Origin of the sequence: Pseudomonas sp. NPDC089395, from assembly GCF_044749525.1 — a bacterium.
In the GTDB taxonomy this organism is placed as follows: domain Bacteria; phylum Pseudomonadota; class Gammaproteobacteria; order Pseudomonadales; family Pseudomonadaceae; genus Aquipseudomonas.
This window is the reverse complement of record NZ_JBIVID010000001.1, coordinates 890,633-911,697: the sequence shown is the minus strand read 5'-3', so window position 1 is coordinate 911,697 and position 21,065 is coordinate 890,633. Positions and strand designations below refer to the sequence as shown.

Annotated in this window: 23 protein-coding genes, 1 other RNA gene and 1 pseudogene; 19 read left to right on the top strand and 6 right to left on the bottom strand. The window is 63.4% G+C overall.

The genetic code is table 11. The annotated features are described in order from the left end of the window. The first annotated feature begins 13 nt into the window (after positions 1–13). The 15 genes from ccoO (ACIPZG_RS04240) (at position 14) to ACIPZG_RS04170 (ending at position 14,231) form a co-directional block, all read left to right on the top strand. A complete protein-coding gene (ccoO, locus tag ACIPZG_RS04240) occupies positions 14–622 on the top strand; it encodes a cytochrome-c oxidase, cbb3-type subunit II (RefSeq protein WP_400710515.1) in 609 nt (202 codons plus the stop codon). Positions 623–627: 5 nt separating this feature from the next. Next, positions 628–834 (top strand): cbb3-type cytochrome c oxidase subunit 3, encoded by a 207-nt coding sequence (locus ACIPZG_RS04235; protein ID WP_008093482.1) that lies wholly within the window; start codon positions 628–630, stop codon positions 832–834. Further along, positions 831–1,772, top strand: a complete 942-nt coding sequence (ccoP, locus tag ACIPZG_RS04230; RefSeq protein WP_400710512.1) for a cytochrome-c oxidase, cbb3-type subunit III — start codon at positions 831–833, stop codon at positions 1,770–1,772. Before ACIPZG_RS04235 ends, ccoP (ACIPZG_RS04230) begins: the two co-directional genes overlap by 4 nt. A gap of 413 nt (positions 1,773–2,185) precedes the next feature. Next, positions 2,186–3,628, top strand: a complete 1,443-nt coding sequence (gene ccoN, locus ACIPZG_RS04225) for a cytochrome-c oxidase, cbb3-type subunit I (protein WP_400710509.1) — start codon at positions 2,186–2,188, stop codon at positions 3,626–3,628. Then, positions 3,628–4,236 carry a cytochrome-c oxidase, cbb3-type subunit II gene (gene ccoO / locus ACIPZG_RS04220; RefSeq protein WP_008093485.1) on the top strand — a complete coding sequence of 203 codons (609 nt, stop codon included), beginning with the start codon at positions 3,628–3,630 and terminating at the stop codon, positions 4,234–4,236. The genes ccoN and ccoO (ACIPZG_RS04220) overlap by 1 nt, the downstream gene beginning before the upstream one ends. A gap of 5 nt (positions 4,237–4,241) precedes the next feature. Continuing rightward, positions 4,242–4,439 (top strand): CcoQ/FixQ family Cbb3-type cytochrome c oxidase assembly chaperone, encoded by a 198-nt coding sequence (locus ACIPZG_RS04215; RefSeq protein ID WP_043273373.1) that lies wholly within the window; start codon positions 4,242–4,244, stop codon positions 4,437–4,439. Further along, positions 4,436–5,413, top strand: a complete 978-nt coding sequence (gene ccoP, locus ACIPZG_RS04210; protein WP_400710506.1) for a cytochrome-c oxidase, cbb3-type subunit III — start codon at positions 4,436–4,438, stop codon at positions 5,411–5,413. The genes ACIPZG_RS04215 and ccoP (ACIPZG_RS04210) overlap by 4 nt, the downstream gene beginning before the upstream one ends. A gap of 302 nt (positions 5,414–5,715) precedes the next feature. Beyond that, complete coding sequence (ccoG, locus tag ACIPZG_RS04205; protein WP_008093488.1) at positions 5,716–7,131, top strand: cytochrome c oxidase accessory protein CcoG; 1,416 nt, start codon at positions 5,716–5,718, stop codon at positions 7,129–7,131. A gap of 15 nt (positions 7,132–7,146) precedes the next feature. Beyond that, entirely contained in the window at positions 7,147–7,674 is a 528-nt protein-coding gene (locus ACIPZG_RS04200) for a FixH family protein (protein WP_400710503.1), read from the top strand. 148 nt (positions 7,675–7,822) lie between these two features. Next, a complete protein-coding gene (locus tag ACIPZG_RS04195) occupies positions 7,823–10,297 on the top strand; it encodes a heavy metal translocating P-type ATPase (protein ID WP_400710500.1) in 2,475 nt (824 codons plus the stop codon). Continuing rightward, positions 10,276–10,488: a cbb3-type cytochrome oxidase assembly protein CcoS gene (gene ccoS / locus ACIPZG_RS04190; RefSeq protein ID WP_400710497.1), complete on the top strand. Its 213-nt coding sequence runs from the start codon at positions 10,276–10,278 to the stop codon at positions 10,486–10,488. The genes ACIPZG_RS04195 and ccoS overlap by 22 nt, the downstream gene beginning before the upstream one ends. Beyond that, complete coding sequence (locus ACIPZG_RS04185) at positions 10,481–11,164, top strand: sulfite exporter TauE/SafE family protein (RefSeq protein ID WP_400710494.1); 684 nt, start codon at positions 10,481–10,483, stop codon at positions 11,162–11,164. The genes ccoS and ACIPZG_RS04185 overlap by 8 nt, the downstream gene beginning before the upstream one ends. Before the next feature lie 157 nt (positions 11,165–11,321). Beyond that, entirely contained in the window at positions 11,322–12,704 is a 1,383-nt protein-coding gene (hemN, locus tag ACIPZG_RS04180; protein ID WP_400710491.1) for an oxygen-independent coproporphyrinogen III oxidase, read from the top strand. Between the two features lie 187 nt (positions 12,705–12,891). Continuing rightward, the gene (gene fnrA, locus ACIPZG_RS04175) at positions 12,892–13,626 is read left to right on the top strand and encodes a Crp/Fnr family transcriptional regulator FnrA (protein ID WP_008093497.1); all 735 of its coding nucleotides are present in this window, start codon (positions 12,892–12,894) and stop codon (positions 13,624–13,626) included. Between the two features lie 56 nt (positions 13,627–13,682). Beyond that, positions 13,683–14,231, top strand: a complete 549-nt coding sequence (locus ACIPZG_RS04170) for an adenine phosphoribosyltransferase (protein WP_009683910.1) — start codon at positions 13,683–13,685, stop codon at positions 14,229–14,231. Positions 14,232–14,360: 129 nt separating this feature from the next. On the opposite strand, the gene recR is transcribed toward ACIPZG_RS04170, so the two are convergent. The 3 genes from recR to dnaX all read right to left on the bottom strand — a co-directional run bounded on the left by recR (position 14,361) and on the right by dnaX (position 17,464). Beyond that, positions 14,361–14,963, bottom strand: coding sequence for a recombination mediator RecR (gene recR, locus ACIPZG_RS04165; protein WP_008093500.1), 603 nt, complete (start codon positions 14,961–14,963; stop codon positions 14,361–14,363). Positions 14,964–15,051: 88 nt separating this feature from the next. Further along, positions 15,052–15,387, bottom strand: a complete 336-nt coding sequence (locus ACIPZG_RS04160) for a YbaB/EbfC family nucleoid-associated protein (protein WP_008093501.1) — start codon at positions 15,385–15,387, stop codon at positions 15,052–15,054. 64 nt (positions 15,388–15,451) lie between these two features. Then, positions 15,452–17,464, bottom strand: a complete 2,013-nt coding sequence (dnaX, locus tag ACIPZG_RS04155; RefSeq protein ID WP_400710488.1) for a DNA polymerase III subunit gamma/tau — start codon at positions 17,462–17,464, stop codon at positions 15,452–15,454. A gap of 123 nt (positions 17,465–17,587) precedes the next feature. Here dnaX and ACIPZG_RS04150 point away from each other — a divergent pair, with 123 nt between their 5' ends. Next, positions 17,588–18,355: a substrate-binding periplasmic protein gene (locus ACIPZG_RS04150; RefSeq protein ID WP_400710485.1), complete on the top strand. Its 768-nt coding sequence runs from the start codon at positions 17,588–17,590 to the stop codon at positions 18,353–18,355. A 335-nt stretch (positions 18,356–18,690) separates the two neighbouring features. On the opposite strand, the gene ACIPZG_RS04145 is transcribed toward ACIPZG_RS04150, so the two are convergent. After that, complete coding sequence (locus ACIPZG_RS04145; protein ID WP_400710482.1) at positions 18,691–18,963, bottom strand: hypothetical protein; 273 nt, start codon at positions 18,961–18,963, stop codon at positions 18,691–18,693. A 461-nt stretch (positions 18,964–19,424) separates the two neighbouring features. Between ACIPZG_RS04145 and ACIPZG_RS04140 the strand changes: the two genes are divergently transcribed. Next, positions 19,425–19,619 (top strand): hypothetical protein, encoded by a 195-nt coding sequence (locus ACIPZG_RS04140; protein ID WP_400710479.1) that lies wholly within the window; start codon positions 19,425–19,427, stop codon positions 19,617–19,619. Between the two features lie 27 nt (positions 19,620–19,646). Continuing rightward, on the top strand, positions 19,647–19,826 hold the full coding sequence (locus tag ACIPZG_RS04135; protein WP_400710476.1) for a hypothetical protein: 180 nt from the start codon (positions 19,647–19,649) through the stop codon (positions 19,824–19,826). Positions 19,827–19,872: 46 nt separating this feature from the next. On the opposite strand, the pseudogene ACIPZG_RS04130 reads toward ACIPZG_RS04135, so the two are convergent. Next, positions 19,873–20,360, bottom strand: a pseudogene (locus ACIPZG_RS04130) (DUF2938 domain-containing protein). A gap of 82 nt (positions 20,361–20,442) precedes the next feature. Between ACIPZG_RS04130 and ACIPZG_RS04125 the strand changes: the two are divergent. Next, positions 20,443–20,841 (top strand): helix-turn-helix domain-containing protein, encoded by a 399-nt coding sequence (locus ACIPZG_RS04125; RefSeq protein WP_400710473.1) that lies wholly within the window; start codon positions 20,443–20,445, stop codon positions 20,839–20,841. Between the two features lie 44 nt (positions 20,842–20,885). Here the strand turns inward: ACIPZG_RS04125 and ffs are convergent. After that, positions 20,886–20,982, bottom strand: an RNA gene (gene ffs / locus ACIPZG_RS04120) — signal recognition particle sRNA small type. Positions 20,983–21,065 lie beyond the last annotated feature (83 nt).

Genomic DNA, 21,065 nt, shown 5'->3' with positions numbered 1-21,065 from the left:
GGAGACCTGCCTGATGAAACATGAAGTGATCGAGAAGAACGTCGGCCTGCTGGCCTTGCTGATGGTGTTCGCCGTCAGCATCGGCGGCCTGACCCAGATCGTCCCGCTGTTCTTCCAGGACGTGACCAACAAGCCGGTCGAAGGCATGAAGCCCTACACCGCGCTGCAGCTGGAAGGCCGCGATATCTACATCCGCGAAGGCTGCGTCGGCTGCCACTCGCAGATGATCCGCCCGTTCCGCGCCGAAACCGAGCGTTACGGCCACTACTCGGTGGCCGGTGAAAGCGTGTGGGACCACCCGTTCCTGTGGGGCTCCAAGCGTACCGGTCCGGACCTGGCCCGGGTCGGTGGCCGCTACTCGGACGACTGGCACCGTGCGCACCTGTACAACCCGCGCAACGTGGTGCCGGAGTCGAAAATGCCGTCCTACCCGTGGCTGGTCGCCCAGCAGGTCGACAACAGCCACACCGACACCAAGATGCGCACCCTGCGCACCCTCGGCGTACCGTACAGCGACGACGACATTGCCGGTGCCCGCGAGGCGGTCAAGGGCAAGACCGAGATGGATGCCCTGGTCGCCTACCTGCAGGTGCTGGGCACCTCGATCAAGAACAAGAGGTGAGTGCGATGGAAATGGACATCGGCATGATCCGTGGCTTGGGCACCCTGGTGGTGATGATCGCCTTCATCGGCCTGACGCTGTGGGTGTTCAACCGCCGCCGTGACCGTGATTTCGCCGAAGCGCGCCTGCTGCCCTTCGTCGACGACCGCCTGCCCCCCGCCGGGCAGGAACCTGCTGCCATGACTGCTGCGATGAGGAGTAAAGGGCAATGACCACCTTCTGGAGTACGTACATCAGCGTACTGACCATCGGCAGCCTGATCGGCCTGGCGTGGCTGTTGCTTTCGACCCGCAAGGGCCAGAGCAAGAACACCACCGACCAGACCATGGGGCACAGCTTCGATGGCATCGAGGAATACGACAACCCGCTGCCCAAGTGGTGGTTCTGGTTGTTCGTCGGCACCCTGGTATTCGGCGCCGGCTACCTGGTGCTCTACCCGGGCCTGGGCAACTGGAAAGGCATCCTGCCCGGTTACGAGAACGGCTGGACCGGCGTCAATGAGTGGCAGAAGGAAATGGACAAGGCCGACGCCAAGTTCGGCCCGATCTTCGCCAAGTACGCCGCCATGCCCATCGAGGAAGTGGCCAAGGACCCGCAGGCACTGAAGATGGGCAGCCGCCTGTTCGCCTCCAACTGCTCGGTGTGCCACGGCTCGGACGCCAAGGGTGCCTATGGTTTCCCCAACCTGACCGACAAGGACTGGCGCTGGGGTGGCGAGGCGCAAACCATCAAGGCCTCGATCATGAATGGCCGCCACGGCGTGATGCCGGCCTGGTCTGAAGTGATCGGCGAACAGGGCGTGGCTGATGTGTCCGCCTATGTACTGACCAACCTCGATGGCCGCAGCCTGCCGGAAGGGATCAAGGCTGACGCGGCGAAGGGCAAGGAGATCTTCGCGGCCAACTGCGTGGCTTGCCACGGACCTGAGGGCAATGGCACCCCGGCCATGGGGGCGCCGAACCTGAACCATCCGCAGGCGTTCATCTATGGGTCGAGCTTTGCCCAGCTGCAGCAGACCATTCGCTATGGCCGCCAGGGGCAGATGCCGGCCCAGGCGGAGATTCAGGGGAATGACAAGGTGCATTTGCTGGCGGCTTATGTGTACAGCCTGTCGCAAGGGGACGCTGCTGAGGTCGTGACTGCTCAGTGAGTTCGACGTAAGAGATATTTCGTCTGTGGGATCGAGCGCCGCGCGGGCGGCGCTCGATCTACGCCACACCATCAATATCAAGCCACCCCCCCGCCTTGCACCACCCCCCAACCGAACTAAGCTTGTTGCCTCAGTGGGCTTCGCTGCCAATCCAGCGAAGCAGACGCGGCGCATAGCCTGACGCCGCCCGCAGAAAAAGCTTGACCGATCGATCAGAAAAAGGCGAAAAACGGTACACATTACAAATATTTATTTGTGTACAATCGTCCGCACCTTGTTGCCGCGGGACATCGGCAACAGGGTCCGGACACGGGTCGGCGCAGGTGTCCTTGCGTTGCCATAACCCTGGTGGTTAACGATACTGGCGCCGATTTTCCAACCAACAAGAACACCAAAACCGTGGAACCTTAGCAATGAGCACAGCAATCAGTCCGACTGCTTATAACTACAAGGTCGTCCGCCAGTTCGCCATCATGACGGTGGTCTGGGGGATCCTTGGCATGGGCCTCGGCGTCTTCATCGCCTCGCAGCTGGTGTGGCCACAACTGAACCTGGACCTGCCCTGGACCAGCTTCGGCCGCCTGCGTCCGCTGCACACCAACCTGGTTATCTTCGCCTTCGGCGGCTGTGCGTTGTTCGGCACCAGCTACTACGTGGTGCAGCGAACCTGCCAGACCCGGCTGATCTCCGACAGCATGGCCGCCTTCACCTTCTGGGGCTGGCAGGCGGTGATCCTCGGCGCGCTGATCACCCTGCCGATGGGCTACACCACCACCAAGGAATACGCCGAGCTGGAATGGCCGATCGCAATCCTCCTGGCCGTGGTCTGGGTGACCTACGCCCTGGTGTTCTTCGGCACCATCGTCAAGCGCAAGACCAAGCACATCTATGTCGGCAACTGGTTCTACGGCGCCTTCATCGTGGTCACCGCGATGCTGCACATCGTCAACCACATCTCGCTGCCGGTGAGCCTGTTCAAGTCGTACTCGGCCTACTCCGGCGCCACCGACGCGATGATCCAGTGGTGGTACGGCCACAACGCCGTGGGCTTCTTCCTCACCACCGGCTTCCTGGGGATGATGTACTACTTCGTGCCCAAGCAGGCCGAGCGGCCGATCTACTCGTATCGCCTGTCGATCGTGCACTTCTGGGCGCTGATCACCCTGTACATCTGGGCAGGCCCCCACCACCTGCACTACACCGCCCTGCCTGACTGGGCGCAGTCGCTGGGCATGGTGATGTCGATCATCCTCCTGGCACCGAGCTGGGGCGGCATGATCAACGGCATGATGACCCTGTCCGGCGCCTGGCACAAACTGCGCACCGACCCGATCCTGCGGTTCCTGGTGGTGTCCCTGGCGTTCTATGGCATGTCCACCTTCGAAGGCCCGATGATGGCCATCAAGACCGTGAACTCGCTGTCGCACTACACCGACTGGACCATCGGCCACGTCCACGCCGGCGCCCTCGGCTGGGTAGCGATGATTTCCATCGGCGCGGTGTACCACATGATCCCGAAACTCTACGGCCGCGAGCAGATGCACAGCGTCGGCCTGATCAACGCGCACTTCTGGCTGGCCACCATCGGCACCGTGCTGTACATCGCCTCGATGTGGGTCAACGGCATCACCCAGGGCCTGATGTGGCGCGCCATCAACGATGACGGCACGCTGACCTACTCCTTCGTCGAAGCCCTGCAGGCCAGTCACCCAGGCTTTATCGTCCGGGCCCTGGGCGGCGCGTTCTTCGCCTCCGGCATGCTGCTGATGGCCTACAACGTGTTCCGCACTGTACGCGCCGCCAACCCGGCGCAGGCTGAAGAAGCCGCCAAGATCGTCGTCGTGGGAGCGCACTGATGAAGCATGAAGCCGTCGAGAAGAACATAGGCCTGCTGGCCTTCTTCATGGTCATCGCCGTGAGCATCGGGGGGCTGACCCAGATCGTCCCGCTGTTCTTCCAGGACGTGACCAACAAACCCGTCGAAGGCATGAAGCCGCGCACCGCGCTGGAGCTTGAAGGCCGTGACATCTACATCCGTGAAGGCTGCGTCGGTTGCCACTCGCAGATGATCCGCCCGTTCCGTGCCGAAACCGAGCGCTACGGCCACTACTCGGTAGCCGGCGAAAGCGTCTGGGACCACCCGTTCCTGTGGGGCTCCAAGCGTACCGGTCCGGACCTGGCGCGCGTCGGCGGCCGCTACTCCGACGACTGGCACCGCGCGCACCTGTACAACCCGCGCAACGTGGTACCGGAATCGAAGATGCCGTCCTACCCGTGGCTGGTCGAGCACAAGCTCGACGGCAAGGACACCGCGAAGAAGATGGAGGTGCTGCGCACACTCGGTGTGCCATACACCGACGCCGACATCGCCGGCGCCCACGACGCGGTCAAGGGCAAGACCGAAATGGACGCCATCGTTGCGTACCTGCAAGGTCTTGGCACCATCATCAAAAGCAAACGGTGACGCTGATGGATATCGGGATGATTCGCGGCCTGGGCACCGTGGTGGTGATGGTGGCCTTCGTCGGCCTTGCGCTGTGGGTGTTCAACCCACGGCGCAAGCGGGAATTCGACGAAGCCACGCAACTGCCCTTCGCGGATGATCCCGAGGCCAAAAAGCACGTCGAGCAAGCGCAAGCAAAAGCTGCTGGGAGCAAACAACAATGACAACCTTCTGGAGTCTGTACGTCACCGTCCTGACCCTGGGCACCATCTTCTCGTTGACCTGGCTGCTGCTGTCGACCCGCAAGGGCCAGCGCGAAGAGGTCACCGACGAAACCGTCGGGCATGCCTTCGATGGCATCGAGGAATACGACAACCCGCTGCCCAAATGGTGGTTCTGGCTGTTCGTCGGCACCATTATCTTCGCCCTCGGCTACCTGGTGCTGTACCCGGGCCTGGGCAACTGGAAAGGCATCCTGCCGGGCTATTCGTACCTGGATACCGAAAAGCAGACCGAGTTCAGCAATGGCCAGCCAGGCTGGACCGGCGTGCACGAGTGGGAAAAGGAAATGGCCAAGGCCGACGCTCGCTTCGGGCCGATCTTCGCCAAGTTCGCGGCCATGCCCATCGAAGAGGTGGCCAAGGACCCGCAAGCACTGAAGATGGGCGCGCGGCTGTTCGCCTCCAACTGCTCGGTGTGCCACGGCTCCGACGCCAGGGGTGCCTACGGCTTCCCTAACCTGACCGACAAGGACTGGCGCTGGGGCGGCGAGCCGGAAACCATCAAGACCACCATCATGGGGGGGCGCCATGGGGTGATGCCGGCCTGGTCGGAAGTGATCGGCGAGCAAGGGGTGGCCGATGTCGCGGCCTTCGTGGTCAGCAAGCTCGATGGCCGCAGCCTGCCGGAAGGCGCCAAGGCCGACGCCGAGAACGGGCAGAAGATCTTCGCTGCCAACTGCGTGGCCTGCCACGGACCGGAGGGCAAGGGCACGCCGGCGATGGGTGCGCCTGACCTGACCCACCCGCAGGCGTTCATCTACGGTTCGAGCTTTGCCCAACTGCAGCAGACCATTCGCTATGGTCGCCAGGGGCAGATGCCGGCGCAGGAACAGCTGCAGGGCAATGACAAGGTGCATTTGCTGGCGGCTTATGTGTACAGCCTGTCGAACCAGGCTGAGCCGGCCAAGGCTGAGTAAGGCAGGCCTGGCACTATCGCCGGCAAGCCGGCTCCCACAGATGCCTCCCTGTGTTGTGGAGACCTTGTGGGAGCCGGCTTGCCGGCGATGAGGCCAGTGAATCCACCCGCTTCATGACCTGCATCAATTGACACCCGCCATATCACGATTCCTATCGTGAACCCAATGCGACAAAAGGTCGCAATGCGACCCCAGTGTGCCATCACCGGCGTATCATGGATCGCAGCGCGCCAGCAGACGGCGCGAGACTGCGGTCGGCACGCACTGGCCGCGGCGTTTCTCCACTGCCGTGGGACTTGATGATGAGCAAGCAAATTCCGGTACATGACGTCACCCCGCCTGCCAGCAAAGGGAAGGACTCCGTCGACCTCTACGCCTCTCGCGAGAAAATCTACACCCGCGCCTTCACCGGCGTGTTCCGCAGGCTGCGCATCGCCGGCGGGGCGCTGTTGTTTCTGCTGTACTTCGGCACCGTGTGGCTGAACTGGGGTGGCCACCAGGCCGTGTGGTGGAACCTGCCCGAACGCAAGTTCTATATCTTCGGCGCCACCATCTGGCCGCAGGATTTCATCCTGCTTTCGGGCATCCTCATCGTCGCCGCCTTCGGCCTGTTCTTCATCACCGTTTTCGCCGGCCGCGTCTGGTGCGGCTACACCTGCCCGCAGAGCGTGTGGACGTGGATCTTCATGTGGTGCGAAAAAGTCACCGAGGGTGACCGCAACCAGCGCATGAAGCTCGACCGGGCCCCCATGAGCGGCAACAAGTTCCTGCGCAAGTTCGCCAAGCACAGCCTGTGGCTGCTGATCGGCTTCGTTACCGGCATGACCTTCGTCGGCTATTTCTCACCGATTCGTGAACTGGTCATCGAATTCTTCACCGGCCAAGCCGATGGCTGGGCGTATTTCTGGGTCGGCTTCTTCACCCTCGCCACCTATGGCAATGCCGGCTGGCTGCGTGAGCAGGTGTGCGTGTACATGTGCCCCTATGCGCGCTTCCAGAGCGTGATGTTCGACAAGGACACCCTGATTGTCTCCTACGACCCGCGCCGCGGCGAAACCCGTGGCCCGCGCAAGAAAGACCTGGACTACAAGGCCAAGGGCCTGGGCGACTGCATCGACTGCACCATGTGCGTGCAGGTGTGCCCGACCGGCATCGACATCCGCGACGGCCTGCAGATCGAATGCATCGGCTGCGCCGCCTGCATCGACGCCTGCGACAGCATCATGGAGAAGATGAACTACCCCAAAGGCCTGATCAGCTACACCACCGAGCACAACCTGTCGGGGCAGAAAACCCACATGGCACGCCCACGCCTGATCGGCTACGCGGTGGTGCTGCTGGTGATGATCGGCGCCCTGGCCACCGCCTTCGCCACCCGTTCGCTGGTGGGCTTCGACGTCAGCAAGGACCGCGTGCTGTACCGCGAGAACGCCCAGGGGCGAATCGAGAACGTGTACAGCCTCAAGGTCATGAACAAGGACCAGCGCGACCACGTCTACGTGCTGGACGCCACCGGCCTGCCCGACCTGCGCCTCGAAGGCCAGCGGGAAATCCGCGTGGCCGCCGGCGATATCGTCAGCCTGCCGGTGCAATTGTCGGTCGCCCCGGAAAAACTGCCCTCGACCACCAACGAAATCACCTTCATCCTCAAGAGCGCCGATGACAGCGCCTCCGAGGTCAATGCCAAGAGCCGTTTCATCGGCCCACAGATCCGCTGAGAGAGAACACTGACAATGCCCGCCACCGCCGCCAGCCCCTGGTACAAGCACCTCTGGCCCTGGATCATCATCGGCATCCTCACCACCTCGGTGTGCCTGAGCCTGACCATGGTCAGCATCGCCGTGAACAACCCGGACAACCTGGTCAACGACAACTATTACGAAGCGGGCAAGGGCATCAACCGCTCGCTCGATCGCGAGCTGCTGGCACAGACCCTCAACCTCAAGGCCACCGTGCACCTCGACGAGCTGACCGGCGAAGTGGACGTGCGCCTGACCGGCGAAAGCGACCCACAGAGCCTGGAACTGAACCTGATCTCGCCGACCCAGCCGGACAAGGACCGCAAGGTGTTGCTCAGCCGGGCCGAGGCGGGGCGCTATGTGGGACAGCTGAATGACAAGGTCGAGGGGCGGCGCTTCGTCGAGCTGCTGGGCAGTCAGGATGGACATGTGTGGCGGTTGTTCGAGGAGGAGAAGGTGGCGCATGGGGTGACCCTGGCATTGGGCGATGAGGCGCTTCAAGGGGCCGAGCATCAACAATGAATTCACGCACCTTGGGGGGCGCTTTGCGCCCCTTTCGCGACACAAGGCCGCTCCTACAGGTGATCGCGTACGCCTGTAGGAGCGGCCTTGTGTCGCGAAAGGGCTGCAAAGCAGCCCCGGCAATCCCTCGACATAAGATTGTTCCAACATGACCCAACCCACCCCCTGCTACCACTGCGCCCTGCCCGTCCCGGCTGGCAGCCGCTTCACTGCCGTGGTCCTCGGCGAGCCCCGGCAATTCTGCTGCCCGGGCTGCCAGGCAGTGGCCGAATCGATCGTCGCCGGCGGCCTGGAGCACTACTACCAGCACCGCAGCGACAGCAGCGCCAACCCCGAGGCCCTGCCCAGGCAACTGCAGGACGAACTGGCCCTGTACGATCGCAGCGACGTGCAGCAGACCTTCGTCCGCCATGCCGACGAACGCGCCGAGGCCACACTGATGGTCGAGGGCATCAGCTGCGCCGCCTGCGGCTGGCTGATCGAAAAGCACTTGCGCAACATCCCCGGTGTCGCCGAGGCCCGCCTGAACCTGTCCAACCACCGCCTGCTGCTCAACTGGGACGACCAGCAACTGCCGCTGTCCAGGCTGCTGGCCGAGCTGCGCCAGATCGGCTATGCCGCCCACCCCTACCAGCCCGACCAGGCTGCCGAGCAATTGGCCCGGGAAAACCGCAGCGCCCTGCGCCGCCTGGGCGTGGCGGGACTGCTGTGGTTCCAGGCGATGATGGCGACCATGGCCACCTGGCCGGAATTCAACATCGACCTGTCGCCCGAGATGCACACCATCCTGCGTTGGGTCGCACTGTTTCTCACCATTCCGATCGTGTTCTACAGCTGCGCGCCATTTTTCAAGGGCGCCGCCCGCGACCTGCGTACCCGACACCTGACCATGGACGTGTCGGTCTCGCTGGCCATCGCCCTGGCCTTCGGCGCCGGAATCTGGACCGCCGTCACCGGCAGCGGCGAACTGTACTTCGACACCGTGGGCATGTTCGCCCTGTTCCTGCTCACCGGCCGCTACCTGGAGCGCCGCGCCCGCGAACGCACGGCGGCGGCCACCGCACAGCTGGTCAACCTGCTGCCGGCCTCGTGCCTGCGCCTGGACGCGTTCGGCCAGACCGTGCGCATCCTGCTCGGCGAGCTGCAACGCGGCGACACCGTGCAGGTGCTGCCAGGGGCAGTGATCCCGGCCGACGGGCGTATCGTCGAGGGCCGCTCCAGCGTCGACGAGTCGCTGCTGACCGGCGAGTACCTGCCACAGCCTCGACAGACTGGCGAGCGGGTCACCGGCGGCACGCTGAACGTAGAAAGCACCCTAAATGTGCAGGTCGAAGCCTTGGGCCACGACTCACGCCTGTCGGCCATCGTTCGCCTGCTGGAGCGCGCGCAGAGCGAAAAACCGCGCCTGGCGGAAATCGCCGACCGCGCCTCGCAGTGGTTTCTGCTGTTCAGCCTGGTGGCGGCGCTGGCCATCGGCCTGTGGTGGTGGTACCTGGACCCGGCGCGGGCGTTCTGGATCGTCCTGGCCATGCTGGTGGCGACCTGCCCGTGCGCCTTGTCGCTGGCCACCCCCACCGCCCTGACCGCCGCCACCGGCACCTTGCACAAGCTCGGCCTGCTGATTACCCGCGGCCATGTGCTGGAAGGCCTGAACCAGATCGACACGGTCATCTTCGACAAGACCGGCACCCTCACCGAAGGCCGCCTGGCCCTGCGCAGCATTCGCCCGCTCGGCACGCTGCCCGCCGACCGCTGCCTGGCCCTGGCTGCCGCCCTCGAAAACCGCTCCGAACACCCCATCGCTCGCGCCTTCGGTCGCACCGCCAGCGCCGCCGAAGACGTGCAAAGCGTGCCTGGCCTGGGCCTGGAGGGCCAGGTCGAAGGCCAGCGCCTGCGCATCGGCCAGGCCACCTTCGTGTGCGCCTTGAGCGGTGCCGAAATCCCCAGCGTGCCGGAACCGCGCGGCCAATGGCTGCTGCTCGGCGACCGCCAGGGCCCGCTGGCCTGGTTCGGCCTCGACGACCGCCTGCGCGAGGACGCTCCTGCCCTGCTCGCTGCCTGCAAGGCACGCGGCTGGCGCACGCTGCTGCTGTCGGGTGACAGCTCGCCGATGGTCGCCGAGGTGGCCGCGCAGCTGGGCATCGACCAGGCCATTGGAGGCCTGCGCCCGGACGACAAACTGGACCGGCTCAAGGCGCTGCAAGCGGCTGGGCGCAAGGTGCTGATGCTGGGCGATGGGGTCAACGATGTACCGGTGCTGGCCGCCGCCGACATCAGCATCGCCATGGGCAGCGCCACCGACCTTGCCAAGACCAGTGCCGACGCGGTGCTGCTCAGCAACCGCCTGCAGGCACTGGTGCAGGCGTTCGACCTGGCCCGCCGCACCCGCCGCAACATCCTCGAAAACCTGCTCTGGGCAACGCTGTATAATGGCCTGATGTTGCCGTTCGCTGCGCTCGGCTGGATCACTCCGGTGTGGGCAGCCATCGGCATGTCGGTCAGTTCGCTGATCGTGGTGCTCAACGCCTTGCGCCTGACCCGCCTGCCTGCCGGCGCGGGCCTGCCGGCGAGCGGCGTTGCACAAACCGAAAGGAAATCAGCATGCCCGCCCTCTATGTCATGATCCCGGCTGCCCTGCTGCTCGTCGGGGTTGCCGTCTACATCTTCTTTTGGGCGGTAGACAGCGGCCAGTACGACGACCTCGACAGCCCCGCCCACAGCATCCTGTTCGATGACCAGGACCCACGCCACCAGGCTGCCGTGAAAGACGACCCAGCCAACCCCGAAGACAAGGAAACACCGCCCCGTGCCTGACCTGCTTGCCCTGCTTGGCTCGGCACTGATCCTTGGCCTGCTCGGCGGCGGCCATTGCCTGGGCATGTGTGGCGGGCTGATGGGCGCGCTGACCCTGGCCATCCCACCCGAACAACGCGCCAGGCGCGCGCAACTGTTGCTGGCCTACAACCTTGGACGCATCCTCAGTTATGCCTGCGCAGGCCTGCTGCTGGGCCTGGCCGGCTGGGCCGTGGCCAGCAGCCCGGCCGCCTTGGCGTTACGGGTAGTGGCCGCGCTTTTGCTGATTGCCATGGGCCTGTACCTGGCGGGCTGGTGGAGCGGCTTGACCCGCATCGAGGTGCTGGGCAGGGGCTTGTGGCGGCATATCCAGCCGGTGGCTTCGCGCCTGTTGCCGGTTTCCAGCCTGCCGCGGGCCCTGCTGCTGGGGGCGTTGTGGGGTTGGTTGCCGTGCGGGCTGGTGTACAGCACCTTGCTATGGGCGGCCAGCCAGGGCAATGCGGGGTATAGCGCAGCGTTGATGCTGGCGTTCGGCTTGGGGACCTGGCCAGTGCTACTGGCCACGGGGCTGGCGGCGGAGCGGGTGAACAGCCTGTTGCGTCGGCGTAGTGTGCGGATGGCGGGCGGCTTGCTGGTGATCCTGTTTGGCCTTTGGACGATGCCCGGCCCTCATCAGCATTGGCTGATGGGGCATTGAGGGGGCTGCTACGCAGCCCCAATGCCTTTTGATACAAATCAAAAAACAGCTTCCTGGCCCGCACAGCGGCCCCGATGCCTTTTGATACAAATCAAAACAGCCCCTTCCAGACTGCCATAGACTCCGGACACTGCTGCTCATTCCGGGGACCGCCCACATGCTCGAAGATCTACGCTGGGATGCCGACCTGATCCGCCGCTACGATCTGGCCGGCCCGCGCTACACCTCCTACCCCACTGCCGTGCAACTGCACAGCGAAGTGGGCTCGTTCGACCTGCTCCACGCCCTGCGCGAAAGCCGTCGGGCCGTACGCCCGCTGTCCTTGTACGTGCACGTGCCGTTCTGCGCCAACATCTGCTACTACTGCGCCTGCAACAAAGTCATCACCAAGGACCGTGGCCGCGCCGCGCCTTACCTGCAGCGCCTGGAGCAGGAAATCCAGCTGATCGCCTGCCACCTGGACCCGAAACAACGGGTCGAGCAGCTGCATTTCGGTGGCGGCACGCCCACCTTCCTCAGCCATGTCGAACTGCGCCAACTGATGGCCACCCTGCGCCAACACTTCAACCTGCTGGACGATGACTCCGGCGACTACGGCATCGAGATCGACCCGCGCGAAGCCGACTGGTCGACCATGGGCCTGCTCCGCGAACTGGGCTTCAACCGCGTCAGCCTCGGTGTGCAGGACCTGGACCCGGCGGTGCAACGCGCGGTCAACCGCCTGCAGAGCCTGGAACAGACCCGCACCCTGATCGAAGCGGCGCGCACCCTGCAATTCCGCTCGGTCAACCTCGACCTGATCTATGGCCTGCCCAAGCAGACCCCGGAAGGTTTCGCGCGCACGGTGGAAGAAGTGATCCGCCTGCAGCCCGACCGCCTGTCGGTGTTCAACTACGCTCACCTGCCCGAACGTTTCATGCCCCAACGGCGCATCGACAGCAACGACCTGCCAGGACCTGGGGCGAAGCTCGAGATGCTGCGCAAAACCATCGAGCAACTCACCGCTGCCGGCTACCGCTACATCGGCATGGACCACTTCGCCCTGCCCGACGACGAACTGGCCGTCGCCCAGGAGGAAGGCACACTGCAGCGCAACTTCCAGGGCTACACCACGCACGGTCATTGCGACTTGATCGGCCTCGGGGTGTCGGCGATCAGCCAGATCGGCGACCTCTACTGCCAGAACAGCAGCGACCTGAACACCTACCAGGACAGCCTCTCCAACGCCCAGCTGGCGACCCAGCGCGGGCTGCTGTGCAACCAGGATGACCGGATACGGCGGGCGGTGATCCAGCAGTTGATCTGCCATTTCGAGCTGGACTTCGAATCGATCGAGGAGGCCTTCACCCTCGATTTTCGCGGTTACTTCAACGAACTCTGGCCGGAACTGCAGACCCTGCAGCGCGACGGCCTGATCAGCCTCGACGACAAAGGCATCCGCATCCTGCCGGCCGGGCGCCTGCTGGCCCGCTCGGTGTGCATGCTGTTCGATGCCTACCTGGCGATGCACAACCGTCAGCGCTTCTCGCGAGTGATCTAGCTGCACGAGTCGTTTGACCGCATGGACAAGCGGCCTTCTCAGGCACACTATGGGCAAGCACGAACCCCCGGCATCATGCAGCTGGGGTTCGGCCAGGGCGCACCACAAAAGCGCACGCTGGCCTACACCCTATGCCGTAGGTTACCCTTACGACTTATGTGTGCTTTCCGAGAAGGATCGATTCAAAATGTCCGAGCCAGTCAAACTGCGCCAACATAACCAGGCCCATTGCAAGGATTGCAGCCTGGCGCCTCTGTGCCTGCCTCTTTCACTCAACCTGGAAGACATGGACGCACTGGACGACATCGTCAAACGCGGACGCCCGCTGAAGAAAGGCGAATTCCTGTTCCGCCAGGGTGACAATTTCGGTTCGGTCTACGCCGTGCGCTCCGGCGCCCTCAAGACCTTCAGCCTGAGCGACAGCGGTGAGGAACAGATCACCGGCTTCCACCTGCCGAGCGAACTGGTCGGCCTGTCCGGCATGGATACCGAAGCCTACCCGGTCTCGGCCCAGGCCCAGGAAACCACGTCGGTGTGCGAGATCCCGTTCGAACGCCTCGATGAGCTCTCGGTGCAATTGCCGCAGCTGCGCCGCCAGCTGATGCGGGTGATGAGCCGTGAAATTCGTGACGACCAGCAGATGATGCTGCTGCTGTCGAAAAAGACCGCCGACGAGCGCATCGCCACGTTCCTGGTCAACCTGTCCGCGCGATTCCGTGCCCGTGGCTACTCGGCCAACCAGTTCCGCCTGAGCATGTCGCGCAACGAAATCGGCAACTACCTCGGCCTGGCGGTGGAAACCGTGTCGCGAGTGTTCACCCGTTTCCAGCAAAATGGCCTGATTCGCGCCGAAGGCAAGGAAGTTCACATCCTCGACCCGATCCAGCTGTGTGCGCTGGCCGGTGGTGCGATCGAGGTCTGAAAGCTGCGCTAAGAAGGTATACTGGCGCAATCGTTTTCCCCAGGATACCCGCAATGATGCACAGCGACGCTTTCGACCTCAAAGCCCTGATCCGTCCGGTAGTGGACTTTCCCAAACCGGGCGTGATCTTCCGCGACATTACCCCGCTATTCCAGTCGCCACGCGGGCTGCGCTATGTGGCCGACCAGTTCATCGAGCGTTACGTGGAGGCTGAATTCAGCCACATCGGCGCCATGGACGCGCGGGGCTTCCTGATCGGCTCGATCATCGCCCACCAGTTGAACAAGCCCCTGATCCTGTTCCGCAAGCAGGGCAAGCTGCCGGCCGATGTGTTGTCGGAGGGGTACCAGACCGAGTACGGCGAGGCCTTCCTGGAAGTGCATGCCGACAGTCTGTGCGAGGGGGATTCGGTGCTGATCTTCGATGACCTGATTGCCACTGGCGGTACGTTGCTGGCTGCGGCGAATCTGGTGCGTCGCACTGGGGCTCAGGTGTTCGAGGCGGCGGCGATCATTGATCTGCCCGAGCTGGATGGGTCGCGCCGGCTGCAGGCGGCGGGGGTGCCGACCTTCTGTCTGACCGAGTTCTCGCTGAGCGAATATTGAGTGATGCCGGGGGGCGCTTTGCGCCCCTTTCGCGACACAAGGCCGCTCCTACAGGGGTTCGTTCGCATATACCTGTAGGAGCGGCCTTGTGTCGCGAATGGGCCGCAAAGCGGCCCCCAAATGCTCAAATCACAACGAAATCGGCCTACGCCCGGCAAAGGCATGCGCCAACGTCCCACCATCGACCAGCTCCAGCTCGCCGCCCAACGGCACACCATGGGCAATCCGCGAAGCCACCAAGCCTTTCTCGGCCAGCAACTGCGCAATGTAGTGCGCCGTCGCCTCCCCTTCCACCGTCGGGTTGGTCGCCAGGATCACCTCGGTGAAGCTGCCCTGCTCTTCGATCCGCGCCATCAGCTGCGGCACACCGATTGCCTCCGGCCCCAGGCCGTCCAGCGGCGATAGATGCCCCTTGAGCACGAAATAGCGGCCGCGATAGCCCGTCTGCTCCACCGCATACACATCCATAGGCCCTTCCACCACACACAGCTGCGTGTCGTCACGGCGTGGGTCGGCACACTGCGGGCACAGCTCCTGCTCGGTCAGGGTACGGCACTGACGGCAATGGCCAACCCCTTCCATGGCCTGGCTCAGCGCCTGGGCCAGGCGCAGGCCACCACTGCGGTCACGCTCAAGCAGCTGCAAGGCCATGCGCTGGGCGGTTTTCTGACCAACACCCGGGAGGGTGCGCAAGGCGTCGATCAGTTGGCGGATCAGAGGGCTGAAGCTCATGTAGGCAGGCCTGCAAGTCAGGGGAACAGAATGAACAAGGGAGCAACGACCTTAAGGCCATTGCTCCCCATTTGACACAAAAGATCAATCAGAACGGCATTTTGAAACCCGGCGGCAGCTGCATGCCAGCCGTCATGCCACCCATTTTCTCCTGGCTGCTCTGCTCGACCTTGCGCACGGCGTCGTTGAGCGCGGCGGCGATCAGGTCTTCCAGCACTTCCTTGTCGTCTTCGTCGGTCGACATCAGGCTCTGGTCGATGCTGACGCGCTTGACGTCATGACGGCCGGTCATTACCACGCTGACCAGGCCACCGCCGGATTGGCCGGTCACTTCGGCGTTGGCCAGCTCTTCCTGCATCTTGGCCATTTTTTCCTGCATCTGCTGGGCCTGCTTCATCAGGCCGGCCATGCCACCTTTCATCATGGGGGTATACCTCGATTGGGTCATGTGATGCGGCCTGGCAAAGGGCCGGCCGCACGGTTATCCGTTACTGCTCCTGGCTGACCAGGGCGTCTACAGGCTCAATAGTATCCTGCCGCACCGTTGCACCGAACTGCTTGATCATCTGTTGGATCAACGGATCCTGCTCGATTGCACTCACGGCATCCTGCTGGCGTTCGGCCCGCTTGCGTGCCGCGGCCTGGGCCGGGGTTTCCTGCTCGGGGCGGATCAGCTCGATTCGCAGGTTCAACGTGCGCCCCAGGTGCTGGTTGAGCGCTTCGTTCAGGCGACGTTGCTGGGTGGCGTTGAACAGTGCGCCCTGGCCGGGGTCCAGGTGCAGCAGCCAGTCGTCGCCGTCGACGGCCATCAACGTACAGTTTGCGGCGATGTTGCCTGTCATCCCGGATACAGGCAACTGTGGGAATAATTCCAGCCATTGCAGGGCCAGCCCGGTCGCCGGCATGGCGGCAGGCATAGGCTCGGGCGCGACGACAGGCGCCTCTTCCTGTACGTGCTCGGCCAGCTCATCGAGGTAGCTGAAACCGACCGGGTCGCTGTCGCCGACGTAGTAGTCTTCGTCCATCGGCGGTTCGTCATCGCGATCCATGCCGGCCGGGGCGTAGGCAGACGGGTCGAACGGCGGCTGGTCGAAGGCCGGTTCGGGGGCTGGCGCCGGGGCGGGCGCAGGCGCTACCGCTGGCGCAGCAGGTTCGGGCTCCACACTGACAGGCATGGGCGCGGCGGCGGGCTCCTCCCAGGGCAGGTCGGTCACCTCCTCTGCTACCGGCGCGGGTTCGACGACCTCGGGCTCAGGCGCATGCACCGGCGCGGGAACAGGCGCTGCCTGCACCACAGGGGCAACGGCAGCAACGACAGGCGCCACAACCGCTGGCGCTGCCACTGGGGTTGCTGGATCAGCTGTGGCCTGGCTGATCCCCACCGGCTTTAGTACCGGCTTCGGCGCATCGTCAGCGTCGGCCGGACGGAAGGCCAACATGCGCAGCAGGACCATTTCGAAGCCACCCCGCGGATCCGGCGCCAACGGCAGGTCGCGACGGCCGATCAGGCCCATCTGGTAATAGAACTGGACGTCTTCGGCTGGCAAGGCCGAGGCCAGCGCCAGCACCCGGTCGCGGTCGCCCTGGCCGTTGTCGACCGCTTCCGGCAGGGCTTGAGCGATGGCCACCCGGTGCAGCACATTGAGCATTTCCGCCAGCACGCCACTCCAGTCCGGCCCCTGTTCGGCGAGGTTGCGCACCGCTTCCAGCAGCGCCCGCGCATCGCCTTCGAGCAGCGCCTGCAGCACGCCATAGACCTGGCCGTGATCGAGACTGCCAAGCATGGCGCGCACGTCGGCGGCCAGCACCTTGCCCTCGCCGAAGGCGATGGCCTGGTCGGTCAGGCTCATGGCATCGCGCATCGAACCATCGGCGGCGCGGCCGAGCAGCCACAGGGCATCCGGCTCGAACGGCACGTTCTCTGCCTGCAGCACATGGCTCAGGTGCTCGACCACCCGCTCCGGGCTCATGTTCTTCAGCGAGAACTGCAGGCAGCGCGAAAGAATGGTGGCCGGCAGCTTCTGCGGGTCGGTGGTGGCGAGGATGAACTTGACGTAGGGCGGCGGCTCTTCCAGCGTCTTGAGCAAGGCGTTGAACGAGTGGGTGGAGAGCATGTGCACTTCGTCGATCAGGTAGACCTTGAAGCGCCCACGGCTCGGCGCGTACTGCACGTTATCGAGCAGCTCGCGGGTGTCCTCGACCTTGGTGCGGCTGGCGGCGTCGATCTCGATCAGATCGACGAAACGGCCCTCATCGATCTCGCGGCAGACCGAACAGGTGCCGCAGGGCGTCGAGGTGATGCCGGTTTCGCAGTTCAGGCATTTGGCGATGATCCGCGCGATGGTAGTCTTGCCCACGCCGCGCGTGCCGGTGAACAGATAGGCGTGGTGCAGGCGCTGGTTGTCCAAGGCATTGATCAAGGCCTTGAGCACATGGGCCTGGCCGACCATTTCGCGGAACGAGCGCGGACGCCATTTACGTGCAAGAACCTGATAACTCATCGAAAAACCATCGCAGCCTGATCGAGCGGAAGATCGCTAATGCTAGCGGAGCGGGGCCGAAATTGCACCCTGCGTGGTTCGTCTAAGCTTAGGAACTGGCACGCCGTTCAAGGAGGATGTGTATTGCGAAGACTGCTGGCCCTCATGCTGCTCTGGTCCACCCACAGCCTGGCAGACCCGCCGGTGCTGCGTTTTTCCGTGGTCGAGAGCTGGAGCATGCCGCTGGTGCGGGTCGAGGGCGACCAGCCGGTGGAAGGCTTGATGTTCGACCTGATGCAAGCCATGGCCCGCGAAGCCGGCGCCCGTCCTGAGTACCACGTGCTGGCCCGGCTGCGCATGCAACAGGCGATGGACGATGGCGAAATCGATGTGCGTTGCTATGTGAGCACCCAGTGGTTCAATGACCGGCCGGGGAATTTCGTCTGGAGCATTCCGTTGTTTCGCCAGCGCGATGTGCTGGTCGGGCGGGCGAGCGACAATGGGCCTACCCGCCCGGAGCAGTTGCCACAGCAGGCCATTGGCACCGTGCTGGGGTATGCCTATGGCACGCTGGAGCCGTTGTTCGCGCGGGGGCAGTTGCGCCGAGAGGACAGCCGCAGCCAGGAACTGGCGCTGCAGAAGCTGCAGATTGGGCGTTATCGGCATGCGGTGAGCAATGAGCTGTCGCTGCACTGGTTCAATCAGCGATTGCCTGCCGAGCAGCGTTTGCAGGTGCTGGCGGTGCTGGAGGAACAGGCCTTGGGGTGCATGGTGCGTGATGACCCGGCGATACCGACGCAGGGGGTGTTGCGGGCGTTGGTGAGGATGAAGGAGTCGGGGGAGATCGAGCGGATTGTGCAGCGGTATGGGGCGACTGGGTATTCGGAGAAGGTCTCGGCGGCTCGGCCGTGAGGTTGTGGCGTTTGTGGGTGTTCGCCTTGAGGGGGTGGTCGTGTTCAAGATCGAGCGCCGCCCGCGCGGCGCCTCGCGGATAAATCCGCTCCTACATTTGTTGCAACGCGCCATGGCCTGTCAGGCCATGGTTGTCCGCCTTTGGCGCACGGCGAAATATCGCGGCACGCCACCCGCACCAACCCAAAAATCACGTCGCGCCCACAAGGCAGGCAACCATGGCCTATCAGACATAGGCACGTTGCAACAAATGTAGGAGCGGATTTATCCGCGATGCGCCGCGCGGGCGGCGCTCGATTCAATGGCCGCCACAACCCTTAAGGCGAGCCCCCGCCCTACCGCTGCCGCTCCACCGCCAATGTCACAGCATCCGCCTGCCCCCAGGCAATCTGCAGAGCCCGCAGCCCATGCTGCAGCTGCTGCCGTGCCTCTTCATCCTCGATACGCTCAAGCGCCCGCCGGCTGTCGCTATAGGCGAACATCAGGTAGTGCGAGACATTCATCAATACGAACTCCATCGGGACGATGCCTTCGCTGATGGCTCGGGAGAGGGTTTTTCCTGGAGGAAGGTCGAAGGTATAGGGTGGATCGGGAACAATTTTTTTCATGACAACTCCGTGCTGGCTGAGCTGCGCCCTTTCTGCTTCCACGCATTAGGGTGGCAGCTGTACGCGGGGTGGAAGACCAGGTGCACGGTAACCCCGGCAGGTACGAATACCTCCCGCGCGCAGCTGCCATAACTGACGTCTGCCCTGTGCACCTCGCGGGCTTCCACACCCGATCGCTGAACCGACAGCGACCGCAAAAGCCTAAAGGGCGGGGTTTCCAGGGACAATCAGACGGGTGTCGACAGGATGCGTAGGATATTTCGTCAGCCTTAACTTTGTTGTAGGACGTTTCCTAAATTCAAGTAGGACCACACCAACTGAAGCTTCGCAGCCCGCGCAAATCGAGGTCTCCAAGTCGATCGACCTACAGCCGCATCTGAAGTGAACGATTTCCACCGAAGGCTCAACGGCGCACACTACCTGCAATCAAAACCCAGCTACCGCCAGCGGAAAGGATCCCGATGCGTCAAGACGATCGACACAACCTGGAACTCGACCAACTCCAGCTTGAAAATCGAAAGCTTACTGCGGAAGCGAGCAAGTTCACCGCTGAGGCACGCAAGCTCAGACACGAAGCGCTTTGCTACCCCATGATTGTCGGGTCAGCCTTCGTCACAGCCGTTGCCGCCATCATCAACCTTCTGCTCAAACCTTGAACTGCAATCTAGACAAGAGGGAACGTCATGCGCCGCATCACTCAAGAGAGTGCTGAGCAATTCCAGCGCGAACTAAAGGAGCTGGATGAAGAGATACGCAAGGCCAGAACATTTTCAGCCTGGGAAACTCTGCTACCACTGGGATTGGGTGCCGGATTTGCCTTGCTAGTGATGGTCGCCTGCACCCTGATACTACGAATGGGCTGAGCCCAAGTCTTCGGCTTGTCCAATGACCGTTGCGCTTTCCCAATGCCTATACAGCCGCGATCAGCGCTGCGCTCAAGAACAGCCCCACCCCAAACACTAAGTGCGTAACCACGCTCTTCAGACAGTTACGCACAGGCGTCGGCGTTCTCGATGCAAAGAATCCTGCCCCCATCGCTGGCTGCATGAAGCACAACGGCGCCACGACCGTACCCATGCCGATAACAACCGCAGGCCACAAGGTGGGGGCCTGCAACCAACCCTCCCCTACAATTACCACCAGCAGCATCGCGAACAGCACGCCGATGCCGTAGTGAATTACCCCCCCCACACACGCTCATGCCGAACCGGCTCGGCCTTGGCAATCGCCTGGTGCCGCATACGCCCCTGAAACAAATGCCCCGCCCAACGCCCGACCATGGCGAAGTTCAGCGTGGCAACACCCAACCGCCTCAGCAGCAGCCCCCACAGGTCCATGACTCCCGTGGCACCAACACCTATCGGCAACGCAGCTATAAACATCGCGGTAAACGTCATTGAACAGGCCCTCGAAGATTGACGATCATCACCCTGCCGCGCAGCATAGAAGTTGAAGTCAACTTCAAGTCAAGGGCCCGAAATGGACATTGCCGATGTCGCCAAACGCACAGGTGTACCCGCATCGACACTGCGTTACTACGAGAAGAAAGGTTTGCTCAAATCACTCGCCGGGCGCGGCCAGCGGCGGCAGTTTGCAGCCGATGTGGCAGACAGGCTGGCACTGATCGCCTTGGGGCAGGCGGCGGGATTTTCGCTTGATGAAGTAGGAGCGATGCTGGTGGACCAGCAAGTCGACCGGCAGCTGCTGCTGGCCAAGGCGGATGAACTGGATGCGCGGATCAGGCGGTTGCAGGCGATGAGCAAAGGATTGCGACATGCGGCGCAGTGCCCTGAGGAGGATCATCTGGCCTGCCCGAAATTCCGACGACTGATGAAGGTGTCGGCGGCAGGACATGGAAAAAACAGGACAGGTTTTTGAGCGAGAATTCCTTGAGAGCTCAAGGACTGGCGTAATGGAGGCGGCCCCACCAGCCACACCCCGGCACTCGATGTTCCCGCTATGGCTGCTCCCTTCCGGGCCTGACCAGGTTAACGGGTAATCAATGCGGGGGGACCGATGGGGCCACCACTACACGGCTCGCTGAGCAGCGAGTGGCGCCATTGTACCGGTCTTGGGAGTAGATACAACCTCTGCGGGAGAAA

Excerpts from the sequence above, each read along its gene's own strand:
- ccoO (WP_400710515.1), top strand. The coding sequence starts at position 14 with ATGAAACATGAAGTGATCGAGAAGAACGTCGGCCTGCTGGCCTTGCTG.
- ACIPZG_RS04235 (WP_008093482.1), top strand. The coding sequence starts at position 628 with ATGGAAATGGACATCGGCATGATCCGTGGCTTGGGCACCCTGGTGGTG.
- ccoP (WP_400710512.1), top strand. The coding sequence starts at position 831 with ATGACCACCTTCTGGAGTACGTACATCAGCGTACTGACCATCGGCAGC.
- ccoN (WP_400710509.1), top strand. The coding sequence starts at position 2,186 with ATGAGCACAGCAATCAGTCCGACTGCTTATAACTACAAGGTCGTCCGC.
- ccoO (WP_008093485.1), top strand. The coding sequence starts at position 3,628 with ATGAAGCATGAAGCCGTCGAGAAGAACATAGGCCTGCTGGCCTTCTTC.
- ACIPZG_RS04215 (WP_043273373.1), top strand. The coding sequence starts at position 4,242 with ATGGATATCGGGATGATTCGCGGCCTGGGCACCGTGGTGGTGATGGTG.
- ccoP (WP_400710506.1), top strand. The coding sequence starts at position 4,436 with ATGACAACCTTCTGGAGTCTGTACGTCACCGTCCTGACCCTGGGCACC.
- ccoG (WP_008093488.1), top strand. The coding sequence starts at position 5,716 with ATGAGCAAGCAAATTCCGGTACATGACGTCACCCCGCCTGCCAGCAAA.
- ACIPZG_RS04200 (WP_400710503.1), top strand. The coding sequence starts at position 7,147 with ATGCCCGCCACCGCCGCCAGCCCCTGGTACAAGCACCTCTGGCCCTGG.
- ACIPZG_RS04195 (WP_400710500.1), top strand. The coding sequence starts at position 7,823 with ATGACCCAACCCACCCCCTGCTACCACTGCGCCCTGCCCGTCCCGGCT.
- ccoS (WP_400710497.1), top strand. The coding sequence starts at position 10,276 with ATGCCCGCCCTCTATGTCATGATCCCGGCTGCCCTGCTGCTCGTCGGG.
- hemN (WP_400710491.1), top strand. The coding sequence starts at position 11,322 with ATGCTCGAAGATCTACGCTGGGATGCCGACCTGATCCGCCGCTACGAT.
- fnrA (WP_008093497.1), top strand. The coding sequence starts at position 12,892 with ATGTCCGAGCCAGTCAAACTGCGCCAACATAACCAGGCCCATTGCAAG.
- ACIPZG_RS04170 (WP_009683910.1), top strand. The coding sequence starts at position 13,683 with ATGCACAGCGACGCTTTCGACCTCAAAGCCCTGATCCGTCCGGTAGTG.
- recR (WP_008093500.1), bottom strand. The coding sequence starts at position 14,963 with ATGAGCTTCAGCCCTCTGATCCGCCAACTGATCGACGCCTTGCGCACC.
- ACIPZG_RS04160 (WP_008093501.1), bottom strand. The coding sequence starts at position 15,387 with ATGATGAAAGGTGGCATGGCCGGCCTGATGAAGCAGGCCCAGCAGATG.
- dnaX (WP_400710488.1), bottom strand. The coding sequence starts at position 17,464 with ATGAGTTATCAGGTTCTTGCACGTAAATGGCGTCCGCGCTCGTTCCGC.
- ACIPZG_RS04145 (WP_400710482.1), bottom strand. The coding sequence starts at position 18,963 with ATGAAAAAAATTGTTCCCGATCCACCCTATACCTTCGACCTTCCTCCA.
- ACIPZG_RS04140 (WP_400710479.1), top strand. The coding sequence starts at position 19,425 with ATGCGTCAAGACGATCGACACAACCTGGAACTCGACCAACTCCAGCTT.
- ACIPZG_RS04135 (WP_400710476.1), top strand. The coding sequence starts at position 19,647 with ATGCGCCGCATCACTCAAGAGAGTGCTGAGCAATTCCAGCGCGAACTA.
- ACIPZG_RS04125 (WP_400710473.1), top strand. The coding sequence starts at position 20,443 with ATGGACATTGCCGATGTCGCCAAACGCACAGGTGTACCCGCATCGACA.